The sequence below is a fragment of the Burkholderia pulmonis genome, assembly GCF_984667975.1.
Genome location: NZ_OZ480186.1, coordinates 842,899 through 860,626 on the forward strand (window position 1 = coordinate 842,899; position 17,728 = coordinate 860,626).

Genomic DNA, 17,728 nt, shown 5'->3' on the forward strand with positions numbered 1-17,728 from the left:
GATGGTCGCGGCCGGCCGCCATGCCATGCGCGGCAGCGTGGTCAGGCCGCCGCGCCGCTCCCTGCCACGCGCGCCTGCCGCTGGTACAGCACCATCGACAGCGCCACGCCCGCGGCAGCCGCCACCGCCGCGAACAGGAACACCTGCGGATAGCCGAACGCGCCCGCGACATAGCCGGCGAGCGGGCCGGTGATGCCGAGCGACAGGTCGAGGAACACCGAATACGCGGACAGCGCCGCGCCCCGGCTCGCGGGCGGCACGAGCGCGACGGCCTCGACGCCGAGCGCCGGGAAGATCAGCGCGAAGCCGAAGCCCGTCAGCGCGGCGCCGACGAGCGCGATGTGCGGCACGGGCGCGAGCCACAGCAGCAACAGGCCCGAACATTCGAATGCGAACGACACGATCGCGACGCGGAAGCCGCCGTAGGTCTTGATCGTGTTCGCGAACAGCAGGCGCGCGCCGATGAACAGCGTGCCGAACACCGTCAGCGACAGTGCGGCGTTCGGCCAGTGGCGCGCCGCGTAGTACAGCGTGACGAAGGTCGCGATCGAGCCGAAGCCGGCCGAGCCGAGCGCGAGGCCGAGGCCGTGCGGCAGCACGCGCGTGAACACGCTCGCATACGACATCCGTTCGCCGTGCACGAGCGGCACCGAAGCGATCAGGCGCGCCAGGTAGAAGCCGATCGCGGCCAGCGCGATCACGATCACGCCGATCAGCGCCGGGTTCAGCGTGTTCGCGATCGCGACGCCGACCGGTGCGCCGAGCGCAAGCGCGCCGTAGGTCGCGATGCCGTTCCACGAGATCACCTTCGCGTTGTGCGCGACGCCGACGCGGCCGATGCCCCACAGGATCGCGCCGGTGCCGCACAGGCTTTCGCCGACGCCGAGCACGAGCCGGCTCGCGACCAGCAGCACGAGGCTCGCGACCGGCCAGTGCGCGAGCAGCAGCGCGACGAGCAGCAGCACGCCCGACGCGCCGCAGCCGATCAGCCCGCGCAGCACCGTCTGCTTCGGACCGAGCGTATCGGCCAGGCGCCCGGCAAGCGGCCGCGACGCGAGCGTCGCGAAATACTGGACGCTGATCGCGCCGCCCGCGACGATCGCGGAAAAGCCGAGGTCGTCATGGACGAAGCCCGGCAGCACCGCGAGCGGCAGGCCGATGGTCAGGTAGCAGATGAACGTGAAGCAGACGACGGACACGATTTGCAGCGTGACCGCGAACCCGCTGCGCGGCGGTGTGGCGGAATCGGATGACATGGGGTCGGAACGAATGAGCGAAACGAACGGAAGACGGCGAAAAAGGGAATCGGGATTTTCCCATGGAACCGGTTTTCACGCAGGTACCATTTAGTTAATCGCGACCTTTTTTCGGCGACGGCGGACGGTTGCGGGGGCGCCGGGAAGGGGCGGAGAGCCCCGTGCGGAAAGGCCGCCGGGCGGCCGCGGCGCTCATATCGCGGCAGTTATATGGGCCCCATGCGTGATGGGCTATGGGTTGCGGAATTTGATGGTGATAGCGTGCAAACTGTCAGAAAAACGTCGGTCGGGCGCTCCGCGCAGGCCGCCTTGCCCCCCATTTGAAGAATCATCGAGACATGAGTGAGCCGATCCGCTTCTACCATCGTCACGCGATCCGCGAAGTCAGCGGCGCGGACGTTACCCGCACCGTGCTGCAATACCTGCGCGAGGACGCACATTGCACCGGCACCAAGGAAGGCTGCGCGGAAGGCGACTGCGGCGCGTGCACGGTCGTCGTCGGCGAGCTGACCGATAGCGGCGCGGTCGAGTTCAAGGCCGTCAACGCGTGCATCCAGTTCCTGCCGACGCTCGACGGCAAGGCGCTCATGACGGTCGAGGACCTGCGCCAGCCGGACGGTGCGCTGCACCCGGTGCAGCAGGCGATGGTCGATTGCCACGGTTCGCAATGCGGGTTCTGCACGCCCGGCTTCGTGATGTCGATGTGGGCGCTGTACGAGAAGCACGGCCACGAAGGCTGCGCCGGCACGTGCGCGAAGGCGAAGGACGTGCCCACGCGCACCGAGATCGCCGATGCGCTGACCGGCAACCTGTGCCGCTGCACCGGCTATCGCCCGATCGTCGATGCGGCCGTGCAGATGTTCGATGCGCCGGCGCCGTCGGCACCGGTCGACACGGCGGCACTGGCCCGCACGCTCGCGTCGCTCAAGCGCGACGACACGTTCGACTACGCGACGGTCAACGGCGCGCGCTTCGCGGCGCCGCGCACGCTCGACGCGCTGGCCGCGCTGAAGGCCGAGCGCCCTGAAGCACGCATTCTCGCGGGCAGCACCGACATCGGCCTGTGGGTCACGAAGCAGATGCGGCGGCTCGACGACCTGATCTACGTCGGCCAGATCGCCGAGCTGCAGCGCCTCGTGGAACGCGGCGACTGGATCGAGATCGGCGCGGGCGTGACGGTCGAGAAGGCCTATGCGGCGCTGGCCGGCACGTATCCGGAGCTGACCGAGATGTGGAAGCGCTTCGCGTCGCTGCCGATCCGCAACGCGGGCACGATCGGCGGCAACGTCGCGAACGGCTCGCCGATCGGCGATTCGATGCCGGGCCTGATCGCGCTCGGCGCGCGCGTCGTGCTGCGCGGTGGCGACACGGTACGCGAGCTGCCGCTCGAGGCGCTGTACACGGGCTACCAGCAGAAGGACATGGCGCCGCACGAATTCGTCATCGGCCTGAAGGTGCCGACCCGCACCGGCGCGCGCGAGAAGCTGCAGTTCCGCACGTACAAGCTGTCGAAGCGCTTCGACTCCGACATCTCGGCCGTGTGCGCGGCGTTCTCGTTCATCGCGGACGGCGACACGATTCGTGAGCCGCGCATCGCGTTCGGCGGGATGGCCGCGACGCCGAAGCGTGCGACGAACACGGAAGCCGTGCTCGACGGCGCGCAATGGCACGAAGCCACCGCTCAGGCCGCGATGCAGGCGCTCGAGCGCGACTATCAGCCGCTGTCCGACATGCGTGCGACGAGCGCGTACCGCCTCGATACCGCGAAGAACCTGATGTACCGATTCTGGCTGGAGACGCGTCCGCACGACCCGCTGCCGCCGCAAGCCCTGAATGTGCGTGAAGTGGCCGCCGAAGCCGGCGCCGGCGCGGCGCGCGTCTGAAGACGGAGAACACCGAACATGAACCAGCAAGCAGAACCGTTCCTGAGTACCCTCGACCCGCAGGCCGATGCGGGGCAGGTCCACGTCTCGCGCGCGCACGAATCCGCCCACCTGCACGTGAGCGGGCGCGCCACCTACACCGACGACATTCCGGTCGTCGCCGGCACGCTGCACGCGGCGCTCGGCCTGTCGGCGAAGCCGCACGCGAAGATCGTGTCGATGAACTTCGACGCGGTGCGCGCGACGCCGGGCGTGGTCGCCGTGTTCACGGCCGACGACATCCCGGGCGTCAACGACTGCGGCCCGATCATCCACGACGATCCGGTGCTCGCGAAGGGCATCGTGCAGTTCGTCGGCCAGCCGATGTTCATCGTCGTCGCGACGTCGCATGAAACCGCGCGGCTCGCCGCGCGCCGCGCGCAGGTCGACTACGAGGAGCTGCCCGCGATCCTGACCGCGCAGGAAGCGCGCGCGGCCGAAACCTACGTGATCCCGCCGCTGAAGCTCGCGCGCGGCGACGCGGCCGCGCGGCTCGCCGCCGCACCGCACCGCGAGTCGGGCGAGATGCTGCTCGGCGGCCAGGAGCAGTTCTACCTGGAAGGGCAGATTGCCTACGCGGTGCCGAAGGACGACGACGGGATGCACGTGTACTGCTCGACGCAGCACCCGAGCGAAATGCAGCACCTCGTCGCGCACGTGCTCGGCGTCGCGTCGCACAACGTGCTGGTCGAATGCCGCCGGATGGGCGGCGGCTTCGGCGGCAAGGAATCGCAGTCGGGCCTGTTCGCGTGCTGCGCGGCGCTCGCCGCATGGAAGCTGCTGTGCCCGGTGAAGCTGCGTCCGGACCGCGACGACGACATGATGATCACCGGCAAGCGGCACGACTTCCATTACCGCTTCGACGTCGGCTACGACGACGACGGCCGCCTCGACGGCGTCGCGCTCGACATGACGTCGCGCTGCGGCTTCTCGGCCGACCTGTCGGGCCCGGTGATGACGCGCGCGGTGTGCCACTTCGACAACGCGTACTGGCTCGGCGACGTGGACATCGCCGGCTACTGCGGCAAGACCAACACGCAGTCGAACACCGCGTTCCGCGGCTTCGGCGGCCCGCAGGGCGCGTTCGCGATCGAGTACATCCTCGACGACGTCGCGCGTTCGCTCGACCGCGATCCGCTCGACGTCCGCTACGCGAACCTGTACGGCAAGACCGAACGCAACGTGACGCCGTACGGGCAGACGGTCGAGGACAACGTGCTGCAGGAGCTGCTCGGCGAACTCGAGGCGACGAGCGACTACCGCGCACGGCGTGCGGGCGTGCGCGAATTCAACGCGCGCAACACGGTGCTGAAGAAGGGCATCGCGATCACGCCGGTGAAGTTCGGCATCGCGTTCAACGTCACGCACTTCAACCAGGCGGGCGCGCTGGTGCACATCTACACCGACGGCTCGGTGCTTGTGAACCACGGCGGCACGGAGATGGGGCAGGGGCTCAACACGAAGGTCGCGCAGGTGGTCGCGCACGAGCTCGGCATTCGCTTCGGCCGGATCCGCGTGACCGCGACCGACACGAGCAAGGTCGCAAACACGTCCGCGACGGCGGCGTCGACGGGCTCGGACCTGAACGGCAAGGCTGCGCAGGATGCGGCGCGCCAGTTGCGCGAGCGGCTCGCGGTGTTCGCGGCGAAGCAGTTCGGCGACGGCAAGACCGATGCGGCCGACGTGAAGTTCGGCAACGACTTCGTGTCGGTCGGCGGCCACAACGTGCCGTTCGGCGAAGTGATCGCGAAGGCGTACCTCGCGCGCGTGCAGTTGTGGTCCGACGGCTTCTATGCGACGCCCAAGCTGTACTGGGATCAGTCGAAGCTGCAGGGCCGGCCGTTCTACTACTACTCGTACGGCGCGGCCGTGTCGGAAGTCGTGATCGACACGCTGACGGGCGAGATGCGCACGCTGCGCGTCGATGCCTTGCACGACGTGGGCGCGTCGCTGAACCCGGCGCTCGACGTCGGCCAGGTCGAAGGCGCGTTCATCCAGGGGATGGGCTGGCTCACGACCGAGGAACTGTGGTGGAACAAGGGCGGCAAGCTGATGACGCACGCGCCGTCCACGTACAAGATCCCGACGGTGAACGACACGCCGCCCGAGTTCAACGTGCTGCTGTTCAAGAACCGCAACGTCGAGGACAGCATCCACCGTTCGAAGGCCGTCGGCGAGCCGCCGCTGCTGCTGCCGTTCTCGGTGTTCTTCGCGGTGCGCGACGCGGTGGCCGCGGTCGGCGACTACCAGGTGAACCCGCCGCTCGACGCGCCGGCCACCGGCGAGTCGATCCTGCGCGCGATCAGCGCGGTGCGCGCAGCACGCGCGACGGCAGGCTGACATGAACGGCCCCGCACGCTCGCTTCGCGCCGCGCCGATTCCGGCGTTCCCGCAAGGCACCGGCCAGCGCAACCGCGCGACCGGTATGCCGGCACCGATGCACATCGTGCTGTTCGGCGCGGGACACGTCGGCCACGCACTCGTCACGCTGCTCGGCGCACTGCCGTGTGTCGTGCAGTGGGTCGACACGCGCGACGAGCTGTTCCCGGACGAATGTCCGCCGAACGTGCAGCCGGAGCCGACCGACACGCCGGAGGCCGTCGTCGACGCGGCGCCGCCCGGCGCGTATTTTCTCGTGATGACGCACAACCATGCGCTTGATTTCTCGCTCGCCGCGCAGATCATGCGGCGGCGCGACTACGCGTACTTCGGGATGATCGGCTCGCGCACCAAGCGCGTGAAGTTCGAGCGCCGGCTCGCCGCGCGCGGCGTCGATCCGGCGCGGCTCGTCGAGATGGTGTGCCCGATCGGCGTCGCGGGTATCGTCGACAAGGCGCCGGGCGCGATCGCGGTGGCCGTGTGCGCGGAGCTGCTGCAGGCGCGCTCGGGCATGCCGGTCGCCGATGCGAAGGCGCTGGCGGCCGGGCGTGCACGCGACGACGTGTCCTGCATGCGGTAGTGGCGCGCGGCCGGCGCATGGCCGCGCATTTTTGCATACACTGCACGGCAACGCGCGGCATCGGGCCGCGCGTCCCCTCACCGTGCACGCACCATGTCCGATCATCAGGTCTATCTCGATGCGCTCGATGCGAGCCTCGTCGCCATCGAGCGCTGGCTGTCCGGCGTCGATACCGCGCCCGCGGCGCTCGACACGCTGCTCGCCGCGTTTTCCCCCGAATTCACGATGGTCCTGACCGACGGCCGCGAGGTCGACCATGACGGCACGCGCGCGCTGTTCGCGAAGCTCGCCGGCGCGAAGCCGGGGCTGCGCATCACGCTGTCGGACATCCGCGTGCTCGCGGCCGATGCATCGCATGCGGTGATCGCCTATCTGGAAGCGCAGCACGCGGCGTCGGGCCAGCTGCCCGACCGCCGCGCAACCGCCGTGTTCGAACGCGATGCGGCGGGCGTCGTGCGCTGGACCCATCTGCAGGAAACCTTCTGCACGGCCTGAGCAGCCGCGCGGCATCGCGACCGCGCGTCAGCGCTTGCGCGTGCGGGCGATCGTCAGCTCGTCGGACACGCTCTGCATCAGCGCGCACAGCCACGCGATGTCTGTCGGGCGATCCGGTTGCGGATGCGTGAGCAGGTAGCTCTTGATGCGCGGGAACGGCACGGGCGGCGTGACGACGACGAGCGGCAGCAACTGCGCATAGTGCGTCGCGAAGCGGCGCGTCGTCGTGAAGATCAGGTCCGACTGCAGCAGCACCTGCGGCACGATCCCGAAGTACGGGAGCGTCGTCACGATGCGCCGCGTGAGGCGCGCGCGGGCGAGGCCGATCTCGATTGCATTGCGCTTGTCGCCGGTGTACGGCGTGGGCGCGACGTGCGCGGCCGACGCATACGCTTCGCGCGTGAGCGGCACGCGGGCGAGCGGATGCGCATCGCGCATCAGGCACACGATCGTGTCGGAGAACAGGTCCTGGCGTGCGAACTGCGGATCGGGTTTCGGCCAGTTGCCGATCACGAGATCGAGCGCGCCCGATTCGAGTGCGCCGGCGTGATCGAGCGCGGGATTCAGCGAATCGATTTCCAGGTGGGCATGCGGCGCCGCGTCGCGAAAGCGCTCGATCAGCGTCGGCATGAAGAAATCGTTCAGGTAATCGGGCGCGGCGACGCGGAACGTGCGGCGCGCGGACGACGGATCGAAATCGCCGTGCGGCGTCGCGATGAAGTCGACTTCGCGCAGCGCGCGCGCGGCGGCTTCGAGCAGCGACGCGCCGTATTCGGTCGGCACCATGCCGGATTTGCCGCGCACGAGGATCGGGTCGTTCAGCGTCTCGCGCAGCTTGCGCAGCGCGGTGCTGATCGCGGGCTGGGTCTGGTTCAGCCGCAGCGCGGCCTGCGTGACGCTGCGCTCGAGCAGCAGCGTGCGCAATACGCGCACGAGCCAGATATCGAGCGAGGCGGTACGGTCGTCGTCTTCCATCGTGGGCGGGTGATTCGGGCGAAGCGTAACCTTACCGCAGCCGCGCGTTGGCGTGCGTGATACCCGCCATCACGCACGACCCTTCGGCAGCGCGCTGATCCGCTTGACCTCGCGCGATTCGAGCCAGTTCGGCGTGCGGGCGCAGTACAGCACCATCGGCAGCGCGTCCTCGCCCCAGAACAATTGCTGGTTCATCCAGAACGTCGGTACGCCGAATACGCCGAGCGCGATCGCGTCGGCCGTGTTGCGGGCCAGCTGCGCCGTGGTTTCCTCGAATTCGATCAGCTCGTCGCCATGACCGACGCCCACGCGTTCGCACAGCGCCGCAAAGCCTTCCGGCGTCGACGGATCGTTGCCGTCGCGCCAGATGAAGCGGAACATTTCCAGCACCGTCGCGATATCGGCGCGCAGCGCGATCGCGAGGCGCAGCAGCTTGTCGGAATCGAACGGGTGCGCGGGCGGCATCTTGAAACGGATGCCGAGCTGTTCCGCGCGGAACAACGCATGACGGTACGTGAACACGCGCTTGGCCGGCACGTCGGCGCTCGAGCGTTGGCCCCAGTGCCGTTGCAGGTCGGGCAGCGACACGGCGACGGGTTCGAACGGCACGTCCGGCCATTTGTCGTGCTGTTCGAGCAGCAGATACGAGAACGGCGACACGAAGTCGAAGAACCAGGCGGGCTGGGCGGTATCGAGGCCGGTTGTCATGTCGTTCTCCAGAGGGTGGGGCGTACAGCGCCTGGCGGCGGCCTCCATGTTACGCGGCGGTGCGCGCATGCAGCAATGATCGCGGATCGTCCGCTCACGCGGAACCGGGAGTCGCCCGGGGGCCGTCGCCGGCCGGCGGCGGCGCGGTTTCGGCGCGTGCCTGCGGCGGGTCGCCGGCGCCGGGCGGGGCCGCCGGCGCATCCTGGTCGTGCGACGTGAGCCGCTCGCGCACGAAGCCGATGTGCTCGCGCAGCACGTAGAACTGGCCGGCGTACGCGAGCGGCATCTTCATCCGGTTCACGGCTTCCTCGATGTCGTCGAGCTCGTCGAGCAGCTGGACGCGTTCCTCGGCCGTGTGCTCGCCGAGCGCGCTGCGCTCGAGCGCGATCAGCGCACCGTACCAGCGGTAGATGCGCGAGCGGACGCGCCAGCCGTACAGCGACGGCACGAGCCGCAGCCCGGGGATCAGCACGACGATCAGCGGCACGACCACCACCAGCAGCCGGTCGACGAGGCTCGCGACCCAGAACGGCAGCCGCCGGTACAGGAAGGTCTTGCCCGACTTGTAGTAGCGCGCGGCATCGTCGGACAGCGGGAAGCCGCGCGTGACGGGTGACGGGAATTCGCCCGCGTGCTGCAGGATCGTCGCGTGGCCGTGCACCTCGCGCGCGGCCTCGATCAGCAGGTCGGACAGCGCGGGATGCAGCGAGTCGCGCGCGACGAGCTCGATCGTCGGCGCGACCGTGTGGATGTCGGCGGGCGGCAGGTTGTGGCCGAGATCGTAGACACCCATCGGCAGCGTGATCGCGGTCAGGTACGGAAAGCGCCGCGCGTACGCCTCCGCCTGCGTGAACGAATACACGTGGACGCCCGGTGCGCGGAACAGCTTCGCCATCACCGGGATCTGCGTGGAATCGCCGGACAGGAACGCCGCGTCGATCTTGCCGTCGAGCAGCGCGGTCGCGGCGTCCTCGCCGGCGGTCGGCAGCAGCTCGGTCGAGCCGCCCGGCACGATGCCGTTCATCTTCAGCAGCGCGAGGCTCAGTTCGCGTGCGCCACTGCCTTCCGTGCCGAGCGCGAGCCGCTTGCCCTTGAAGTCGGACAGGCGCGCGACGACCGGGCCGCGGTACATGATCGCGAGCGGCACGTAGCCGATGCTACCGAGCGACACGAGGTGCTCGTCGCGCTCCTTCGGGCCGATGCCGCTCTGCACGAAGCCGACGTCGACCGGCGCGTTCGGGTTCGACAGCCGCGCGAGGTTCTGCGCGGACCCTTCCGACGATTCGACGTCGAGCGTGACGCCGTTTTTCGCGAGGATCGTCTTGTATTTCTGCGCGGCGTTCCAATACGTGCTGCCGGGCGGCCCGGACGAAATCACGAGCGTGGACGGCGGCGCCGGCTGGATCAGCTTGACCGCGAGCCAGACGGCCGCGCCGGCGAGCAGCACGGTCGGGCCGATCGACAGCGCGAGGTCGCGCCACGACACCGCGACGAAACGGGCGAGGATGCGGCGTGGCGGGCGAGGGCGGGCAGGCTTCATGGGGTCGGCGGATGACGCTGGCGTGACGCATCGATGACGGTCGGACGGTCGCCGTGGACGATGCGGATTCTCGCGGCGATGGTACCCGGTTCGCCGTGCGTGCGCGAGTCGGGCGGCCCCGCGCGGCGCGGCGGCGACAGCGGCGGCCCGCCCCGCGTCAAAAGCTTTGCGCTTCGGCGGGCGCTGGATTACATTGTGCGACGCAGCCGCGCCCGATTCGCGCGCGACCCGGCACGCAATGAGACCGGGCGCGTCCGGCCGGCGGCTGTCCGGCCCGGCCGGCCCGCTATCGCGCGCGCCGGCCGCCGGCCCGTGTCGCCTCTCTCGTATCGCCGTGGAAAACACCGGCTGTCCCGCCCGTTCGCGCGTGGGCCGGCTGTTTTTGGGGGTATCCGGCCGTACTGTGCACGGCCGTTCCGGAGTGATAAGGAGATAGCATGAAGTCGATCGTGTTGAGAGCGTTGGGCGTCGCCGCCGTGGCGGCCTGTCTGTCGGGCAGCGTGTATGCGCAGTCGAGCGATGCGGCGGCAACGGAAGCGCCGGCGGCCGCGACGAGCGCGCCGAAGGCTGCCGCGAAAACCGCGAAGAAGGCGAACCGCAAGCTCGGCTACGCGGTGCGCAAGGCGATTTCGAAGGAAAGCGGCGTGAATGTGTCGAATCTCGTCGTGCGCTCGAAGGGCGGCGCGATCACGCTGGAAGGCACGATGCCGGCCCAGGACCAGATCGACAAGGCCGAAGCCGCGGCCAAGGGCGTGAAGGGCGTGACGTCGGTCGCGAACAAGCTGACGGTTCAGCAGCAGTAACGCCGGGCGGCGGCGCGCGAGCGCCGCGTGCGCCCGTTTTCAGGCGGGCCCCGGCATGCCGGGGCCCGTTTGCGCTTCAGAGGCCGCACACCGCGCGCGACGCGGCGGCGGACCGATAACGATATCGAGAGGGCGGCGATGACGAGGCTCGGGTGGGGCAGGCGGGTGGTGTGGGGCGCGGCGCTGGCCGCGGTCGCGATGCTCGGCGCCTGCAACGGCGACGACTCGGCCGAGCGCAACCGGTTGCCCGGCTTCGTGTCCGGCAGCGTGCGCACGACGGCCTACGATGGCGTGAGCGACGACCTGCTGACGGCCGGCCTCGGCAAGACGGGTCTCGGTTCGGCGAGCGCACCCGGTTTCGCGAACGCGGCGCGGCCGACGAGCGCCGAGCTGCGCCGCCTGGCGATCTGGTCGAACTACCGTGCGCTCGTCGACATGAGCGCGAACGGCGGCTACGGCCGCTTCTGGGGGCCGAACGTCGACCTCGACGGCAACGACACGCTCGGCGAAGGCAAGATCCCCGGCACCGAATATCTCGCGTACTCCGACGACGGCAGCGGCACGAAGAACGTGACGCTGCTCGTGCAGGTGCCCGCCGGTTTCGATCCCGCCCAGCCGTGCATCGTCACCGCGACGTCGTCGGGCTCGCGGGGCGTGTACGGCGCGATTTCCGCGGCCGGCGAGTGGGCGCTCAAGCGCGGCTGCGCGGTGGCCTACAACGACAAGGGTGGCGGCAACGGCGCGCACGAGCTCGGCTCCGACACCGTCACGCTGATCGACGGCACGCTCGCGAACGCGGTGCTGGCCGGCACCGCGAGCCTGTTCACCGCGAACGTGACGAGCGGCGATCTCGCCGCGTTCAACAACCGCTTCCCGAACCGCTATGCATTCAAGCACGCGCATTCGCAGCAAAATCCCGAGCAGGACTGGGGGCGCGTGACGCTGCAGTCGGTCGAGTTCGCGTACTGGGCGCTCAACGAGCAGTTCGGACCGCTGATCGACGGCTCGCGTCACGGCGTGCGCTATCGCGCGGGCGACATCACGACGATCGCCGCGTCGGTCAGCAACGGCGGCGGCGCGTCGCTCGCGGCGGCCGAGCAGGACAGCCGGGGCTGGATTACCGCAGTCGTGGTCGGCGAGCCGCAGATCAACGTGCGGATGGCGCCGAATGCGGTCGTGCGCACGGGCGGCCAGCCGGTGCCGTCGTTCGGCCGGCCGCTGGCCGACTACGCGACATTGGCGAACCTGCTGCAGCCGTGCGCGGCCGCGTCGGCGTCGCTCGCCGGCGCACCGTACCTGAGCGGGCTGCCGGCCGCGACCACGCAGTCGATCCGTACGCAGCGCTGCGCGACGCTCGCCGCGGCCGGGCTCGTGTCGGGCGCCGATACGCAGAGCCAGGCGGCCGACGCGCTCGCGCAGCTCCATGCGGCCGGCTATCTGCCCGATTCCGACCTGCTGCAGGCGCCGATGTGGGATTCGCAGGCGATTCCGGCGATCGCGGTCACCTATGCGAACGCGTACACGCGCTCGCGCGTGACCGACAACCTGTGCAACTTCAGCTTCGCGACGACGAACCCGGCGACGGGCGCGGTCGCGCCGCCCGCCGCGTCACCGATGCCCGCCGTGTTCGGCGTCGGCAACGGCGTGCCGCCGACGGCCGGCATCGACCTCGTGTTCAACAACGGCGCCGGCGCCGACCACCGGCTCGCGACGCCCGATGCGAGCTTCGCGGGCGCGCTGTGCCTGCGCCAGCTGTGGACGAACGGGATGCTCGGGATGCCCGCGAACGTCGACGCGGTGCGCGTGAACGCGAACCTGCAGGGCAAGCCGGCGATCATCGTGCAGGGTCGCAGCGACGCGCTCGTGCCGGTGAACCATGCATCGCGCGCGTATGTCGCGCAGAACGGCATCAGCGAAGGCGGGCGCAGCCAGCTCGTGTTCTACGAGGTGACGAACGGCCAGCACTTCGACGCGTTCCTGCCGGTGCCGGGCTTCGATACGCGCTTCGTGCCGGTTCACTACTACAACCTGCAGGCGCTCAACCTGATGTGGAAGCACCTGAAGAACGGTGCGCCGCTGCCGCCGTCGCAGGTGATCCGCACGGTGCAGCGCGGCGGCACGCCGGGCGCCGCGCCCGCGCTGACGAGCGCGAACCTGCCGCCGATCTCGGCCGCGCCGGGCGCGAACGCGATCACGACCGGCGCCGGCACGATCGACGTGCCGCTCTGACGGCGCCCGCCGCACCGCCCCCGCGAAGCCGGACAGTCGTCCGGCTTTTTTCTTTTGGTCGTCTGGAATCGGTCCCGTACTGCCTTTTTTCGAATGGCGAGCGCTGTAACAAATTATTACTTTACGGCGGTAAATCTGGAACCTAATATGCGCCGGTATTTTCACTTAATTTAATAAATTCCAGATACGAGAATATTCCTTTCCGTTTAGTTAATCGATCCTTTCGATTTTATTAAATCGGCTCGAGCCGCGATTGATCGCCGTTCCGCGATTAATCGGTATCTCGCCGAGGGGGATTGTTCGTCTTTTTCAAGCGAAGGCGCCTTGCCGGGCGGGCTTTGCTGGGCATTGTTTTGCCGTCGATTTTGTGTGGATGAGAATCCGCGGAATGAATTCGCATTGCTGCGGATTATTGAATTGTCGTTTGCAATGGAGCGAATTCCATTGTGCGGTTGCAAAAAAATGGGTGGGGTAAATCATGCCGATCGGTATTTGCCGACTCGGTAAAAAACTCGGAGTGCGTCGCATAACGAATGCATTCCCGGTGCGGAGCGCCGGCGCAAATGATCCTTTGCGACCGGCGGTATTTATCGTTCTGTTCGAGAGGCAATAATGACGACACGGAAGTCCTTGAAAGACGGTTTCGCGCTATTCGGAACGACTTTGAGCATGCCGCTCGCCGCAGCAGCGGCCGCAGCACTGCTCGTCACGGGGTGCGGCGGTGACGACGGGCCCAGCCCGTCCGCGTCGGCCGCCGCCGCGGCCGCGACGTCCAGCGGCAGTACGTCGGCCAGCACCAACGCCACGGCCGCCGCCGCGGCCGACCAGCCGTACGTCGACACCGACGTGTACGGCACCGGGCCGAACGACGCGGTCACGGATTCGACGGAAGGCGCCGCGGTCGTGCACCGCCAGGTCACGATCGGCGGCAAGACGATCAAGTACACGGCCACCACGGGCCACCTGACGACGATCGATCCGACCACGTCGGCCCCGAACGCGAAGATGTTCTACGTCGCGTACACGCAGGACAATCCGGACCCGTCGAAGCCGCGCCCGGTCACGTTCTTCTACAACGGCGGTCCCGGCTCGTCGTCGGTCTACCTGCTGCTCGGCTCGTACGGGCCGAAACGCCTGCAGTCGTCGTTCCCGAACTTCACGCCGCCCGCGCCGTACAAGCTGCTCGACAACCCGGACAGCCTGCTCGACCGCACCGACCTCGTGTTCATCAACCCGGTCGGCACCGGTTACTCGACGGCGATCGCCCCGGCGAAGAACAAGGACTTCTGGGGCACCGACCAGGACGCGCGTTCGATCGACCGTTTCATCCAGCGCTACCTGACCAAGTACTCGCGCTGGAATTCGCCGAAGTTCCTGTACGGCGAGTCGTACGGCACCGCGCGCAGCGCGGTCGTGTCGTGGGTGCTGCATGAGGACGGCATCGACCTAAACGGGATCACGCTGCAGTCGTCGATCCTCGACTACGCGAATTCGCTGTCCGCGCCGGGCACGTTCCCGACGCTCGCGGCCGACGCGTTCTACTGGAAGAAGACGACGCTCAACCCGACGCCGACGGATCTCGACGCGTACATGATCCAGGCCCGCAACTACGCGGACAACACGCTCGCCCCGCTCGCGCAGAAGCCGAACCCGCAGGACGGCGGCTTCGTGAACGTGCGGCTGAACCTGAACCTGCAGACCGCGCAGCAGATGGGTTCGTACATCGGCACGGATCCGACGTCGCTGATCCAGACGTTCGGCAACCCGGCCGCGCTCGGCAACGTGCCGTCGTCGGACGACAACCCGCCGTACACGTTCTTCCTGACGGTCGTGCCGGGCACGCAGATCGGCCAGTACGACGGTCGCGCGAACTTCACGGGCAAGGGCATCGCGCCGTACATCCTGCCGAACTCGGGCAGCAACGATCCGTCGATCACGAACGTCGGCGGCGCGTACACGGTGCTGTGGAACAGCTACATCAACACCGACCTCAAGTACACGTCGACGTCGTCGTTCGTGGACCTGAACGACCAGGTCTTCAACAACTGGGACTTCAGCCACATCGACCCGACCGGCGCGAACAAGGGCGGCGGCAATACACTGTACACGGCCGGCGACCTGGCATCGACGATGAGCGTGAACCCGGACCTGAAGGTGCTGTCGGCGAACGGCTATTTCGACGCCGTCACGCCGTTCCACCAGACGGAGCTGACGCTCGCGCAGATGCCGCTCGATCCGACGCTCAAGGCACAGAACCTGACGATCAAGAACTACCCGTCGGGCCACATGATCTACCTGAACGACGCGTCGCGGACCGCGCTGAAGGGCGATCTCGCCAACTTCTACGACGGTATCCTCGCGAACCGCACCGCACTGCAACGCGTGCTGAAGCTGCAGGCGCGCACGCAGCAGCTCAAGCAACAGAAGCTGCAGCAGCAGGGGCAGTAAGCGCCGCGGGCGGCGTACGCCGCCTGACGTGAAAAACGCACCGGTCATGCGTCCCGGCACTTCGGGCCGCGTGCGGTGGTGGCGCCGCAGTAGAGTGCTTTACGATGCCCCGCGAGTCATGGACTCCCGGGGCATCGTCTTGTCTGGCGACGCGTGTTGGCCGCAAGGCACGAGTGACGGTGTCGCACGATCCTTAAAAGGGGGACGAAAAGCCCTCTATTGAGGATTTTCATAAATATCCTCATAATAGGGACGATCATCCCCAATTTGAGGATTTTGTGGGTCTCGCTGATTTTCTATTTACGCCCGGCATGCAGCGCGTGCTGGGCGCCACGCTACTGCAACCCGACCGCAGTTTTACGCTGCAGGATTTGTTGCGTCTGGCAAACAGCGGGCGTGGGAGTGCTCAAAAGCAGGTGGACCGGCTGATCGAGGCTGGCGTACTCGAGGAGGATGCCCGACGAGGACGACAACGGAGCATCCGCGCGAACACCGCATTCATCCTCTATCCGGAATTGGTCGAGATCGCACGAAAGTCGTTTGCCGTAGCGGAGCCGTTGAAGGAAGCCTTGTCGCCTTTTGCCGAGCATATCTCTACGGCCTTCGTGTTTGGCTCGGTCGCCAAGGGCACCGATAGCGGCCGCAGCGACATCGACCTGATCGTCATCGGCAACGTCCGACTCCTTGAGCTATCCGAAGCCCTGCACGCGACCGAGCAGGATCTGCTGCGCCCCATCAACTTCTCGTTATACGAGCCCGCCGAATGGGCTGCGCTGGTAGATGCCGATCCAGTCATCGCGCAGATCGCCCAAGGCCCCACGTTGAGGATTCTCTGATGTCGCGCCCACCCGAATACGAAAACCTCATCAAGACGAAAGCCTTTGACGCGGTTGCGCCGACACCCGGGGCAATAGAGGGCTTCCTGCGCAACGCCGCGGATTACAAGGCCACCGCCGACGAACTGGATCCCACCCGGCATCTGCAGGTATTTACCTTGGCCTACGAGGGCTATTTTCAGGTAGTACAGGCCATCCTGGAGTTCTACGAGGTGCGAACCAAGGATGCCGGCCGTAACCTGGCCATCCAGCGTGTATCCACTTCGCTGGGCGTGAGTGCCCAGGAGTTTGCCTTCATCACGAGGGCACACGAGCGGCGCAACGGTACGTCGGACGTTTCGCCGTTTCCGCCGGTGTCGAAAGCAGAGGCCGCCACCATGCTGGCCATCCTGGCGAAATACCTGCCAGTCGCACGTACGCTGACCGGTGTGTCGTGAGATCCGCCTGGAAGTCCGTCAAGACAGGGGGGCCGTGACGGCGTTTTTCGTTAGGGGATGCTGGAAGCCGCTTATGCGAGCACGAGCCGCACGCCAACCGCGACGAGCGTCGCGGCGAGCAGGTTGCGCAGCAGCCGCTCGGGCGCGCGCGCCGACAGCAGGCTGCCGAGCACGATGCCGGGCATCGAGCCGAGCAGCAGCGACAGCAGCATCGACCAGTCGACCGAGCCGAGCAGCCAGTGGCCCATGCCGGCGATCAGCGTGAGCGGCACCGCGTGCGCGATGTCGGACCCGACGATGCGGGTCGTCGCGAGCGTCGGATACAGCAGCAGGAGCACGGTTACGCCGATCGCGCCGGCGCCGACCGACGTCATCGACACGAGCACGCCGAGCACGGCACCCGTCAACACCGTTGACCACAGCGTACGCGCGGGGCTCGGCGCGAGCGGGTTGCGCGCGGCGAACGCGGTGAGTTGCGGGCGGAAGATCAGCGCGAGCGACGTGAGCAGCAGTGCGATGCCGAGCACGAGCTGGATCATCCGCGCGGTGCCCGGCGCGTTCATCCCGTGCGTGTGCAGCCACCACAGCGTGAGCGCCGCGGCCGGCACGCTGCCCGCCGCGAGACGGCCCGTGATGCGCCAGTCGATGGATCCCTTCATGCCGTGGACGAGCGTGCCGGTGGCCTTGGTCGCAGCCGCGTACAGCAGGTCGGTGCCGACCGCCGTCGCGGGATGCACGCCGAACAGCAGCACGAGGATCGGCGTCATCAACGAACCGCCGCCGACGCCCGTCAGGCCGACGAGAATGCCGACGAACAGGCCGGACAGGGAGTACAGCAGATCGATATGAGGAAGCGACATCGGAAGCGGGCGGTTATGCGGCGTTCGGCGGCGGCGCGCGGCTGCGGCGCGCGCGTCAAAGTCCGCCATTGTCGCAAAAGTGACGGGTCGATGTACGACTGCGTTAAAAATCGGCCGGGCAGGCCCGTGCGGCGGGCGGCCAGGCGGGCGTGAAAAGGGCGTTCGCGCTTCGGTGGGGGGCGAGGATGGCCATTGGCCTGAAAGACGGGAACGAACCGGGCGCATACGTCGCGCAACCAGCGCGCTTAAAAAAGGGCGCG

The 17,728-nt window shown here is 68.0% G+C and carries 14 protein-coding genes; 9 read left to right on the plus strand and 5 right to left on the minus strand.

Annotation, left to right across the window (positions count from 1 at the left end):
* Positions 1-41: 41 nt before the first annotated feature.
* Positions 42-1,256 (minus strand): MFS transporter, encoded by a 1,215-nt coding sequence (locus AC5LXK_RS03930; RefSeq protein WP_493390397.1) that lies wholly within the window; start codon positions 1,254-1,256, stop codon positions 42-44.
* A gap of 338 nt (positions 1,257-1,594) precedes the next feature.
* Here AC5LXK_RS03930 and xdhA point away from each other — a divergent pair, with 338 nt between their 5' ends.
* The 4 genes from xdhA to AC5LXK_RS03950 all read left to right on the plus strand — a co-directional run bounded on the left by xdhA (position 1,595) and on the right by AC5LXK_RS03950 (position 6,632).
* Entirely contained in the window at positions 1,595-3,139 is a 1,545-nt protein-coding gene (gene xdhA / locus AC5LXK_RS03935) for a xanthine dehydrogenase small subunit (RefSeq protein WP_493390398.1), read from the plus strand.
* Between the two features lie 18 nt (positions 3,140-3,157).
* On the plus strand, positions 3,158-5,518 hold the full coding sequence (gene xdhB / locus AC5LXK_RS03940) for a xanthine dehydrogenase molybdopterin binding subunit (protein ID WP_493390399.1): 2,361 nt from the start codon (positions 3,158-3,160) through the stop codon (positions 5,516-5,518).
* A 1-nt stretch (position 5,519) separates the two neighbouring features.
* Positions 5,520-6,137 (plus strand): xanthine dehydrogenase accessory protein XdhC, encoded by a 618-nt coding sequence (gene xdhC / locus AC5LXK_RS03945; RefSeq protein ID WP_493390400.1) that lies wholly within the window; start codon positions 5,520-5,522, stop codon positions 6,135-6,137.
* Between the two features lie 93 nt (positions 6,138-6,230).
* Positions 6,231-6,632, plus strand: a complete 402-nt coding sequence (locus AC5LXK_RS03950; RefSeq protein ID WP_493390401.1) for a polyketide cyclase — start codon at positions 6,231-6,233, stop codon at positions 6,630-6,632.
* A 27-nt stretch (positions 6,633-6,659) separates the two neighbouring features.
* Here AC5LXK_RS03950 and AC5LXK_RS03955 read toward each other — a convergent pair whose 3' ends face one another.
* From AC5LXK_RS03955 to AC5LXK_RS03965, 3 genes are all read right to left on the minus strand, one after another.
* On the minus strand, positions 6,660-7,607 hold the full coding sequence (locus tag AC5LXK_RS03955; RefSeq protein WP_493390402.1) for a LysR family transcriptional regulator: 948 nt from the start codon (positions 7,605-7,607) through the stop codon (positions 6,660-6,662).
* A gap of 69 nt (positions 7,608-7,676) precedes the next feature.
* Positions 7,677-8,315, minus strand: coding sequence for a 2-hydroxychromene-2-carboxylate isomerase (locus AC5LXK_RS03960; protein ID WP_493390403.1), 639 nt, complete (start codon positions 8,313-8,315; stop codon positions 7,677-7,679).
* 94 nt (positions 8,316-8,409) lie between these two features.
* A complete protein-coding gene (locus AC5LXK_RS03965; protein ID WP_493390404.1) occupies positions 8,410-9,855 on the minus strand; it encodes a TAXI family TRAP transporter solute-binding subunit in 1,446 nt (481 codons plus the stop codon).
* Between the two features lie 437 nt (positions 9,856-10,292).
* On the opposite strand from AC5LXK_RS03965, the gene AC5LXK_RS03970 reads away from it, so the two are divergent.
* The 5 genes from AC5LXK_RS03970 (at position 10,293) to AC5LXK_RS03990 (ending at position 16,608) form a co-directional block, all read left to right on the plus strand.
* Complete coding sequence (locus AC5LXK_RS03970; RefSeq protein ID WP_122944612.1) at positions 10,293-10,658, plus strand: BON domain-containing protein; 366 nt, start codon at positions 10,293-10,295, stop codon at positions 10,656-10,658.
* A gap of 138 nt (positions 10,659-10,796) precedes the next feature.
* Positions 10,797-12,887 (plus strand): D-(-)-3-hydroxybutyrate oligomer hydrolase, encoded by a 2,091-nt coding sequence (locus AC5LXK_RS03975; protein WP_493390405.1) that lies wholly within the window; start codon positions 10,797-10,799, stop codon positions 12,885-12,887.
* A gap of 612 nt (positions 12,888-13,499) precedes the next feature.
* A complete protein-coding gene (locus tag AC5LXK_RS03980) occupies positions 13,500-15,335 on the plus strand; it encodes a S10 family peptidase (protein ID WP_493390406.1) in 1,836 nt (611 codons plus the stop codon).
* Between the two features lie 278 nt (positions 15,336-15,613).
* Positions 15,614-16,171 carry a nucleotidyltransferase domain-containing protein gene (locus tag AC5LXK_RS03985; RefSeq protein ID WP_493390407.1) on the plus strand — a complete coding sequence of 186 codons (558 nt, stop codon included), beginning with the start codon at positions 15,614-15,616 and terminating at the stop codon, positions 16,169-16,171.
* Entirely contained in the window at positions 16,171-16,608 is a 438-nt protein-coding gene (locus AC5LXK_RS03990) for a hypothetical protein (RefSeq protein ID WP_493390408.1), read from the plus strand. The genes AC5LXK_RS03985 and AC5LXK_RS03990 overlap by 1 nt, the downstream gene beginning before the upstream one ends.
* Positions 16,609-16,679: 71 nt before the next feature.
* Here AC5LXK_RS03990 and AC5LXK_RS03995 read toward each other — a convergent pair whose 3' ends face one another.
* A complete protein-coding gene (locus tag AC5LXK_RS03995; RefSeq protein ID WP_493390409.1) occupies positions 16,680-17,468 on the minus strand; it encodes a sulfite exporter TauE/SafE family protein in 789 nt (262 codons plus the stop codon).
* Positions 17,469-17,728 lie beyond the last annotated feature (260 nt).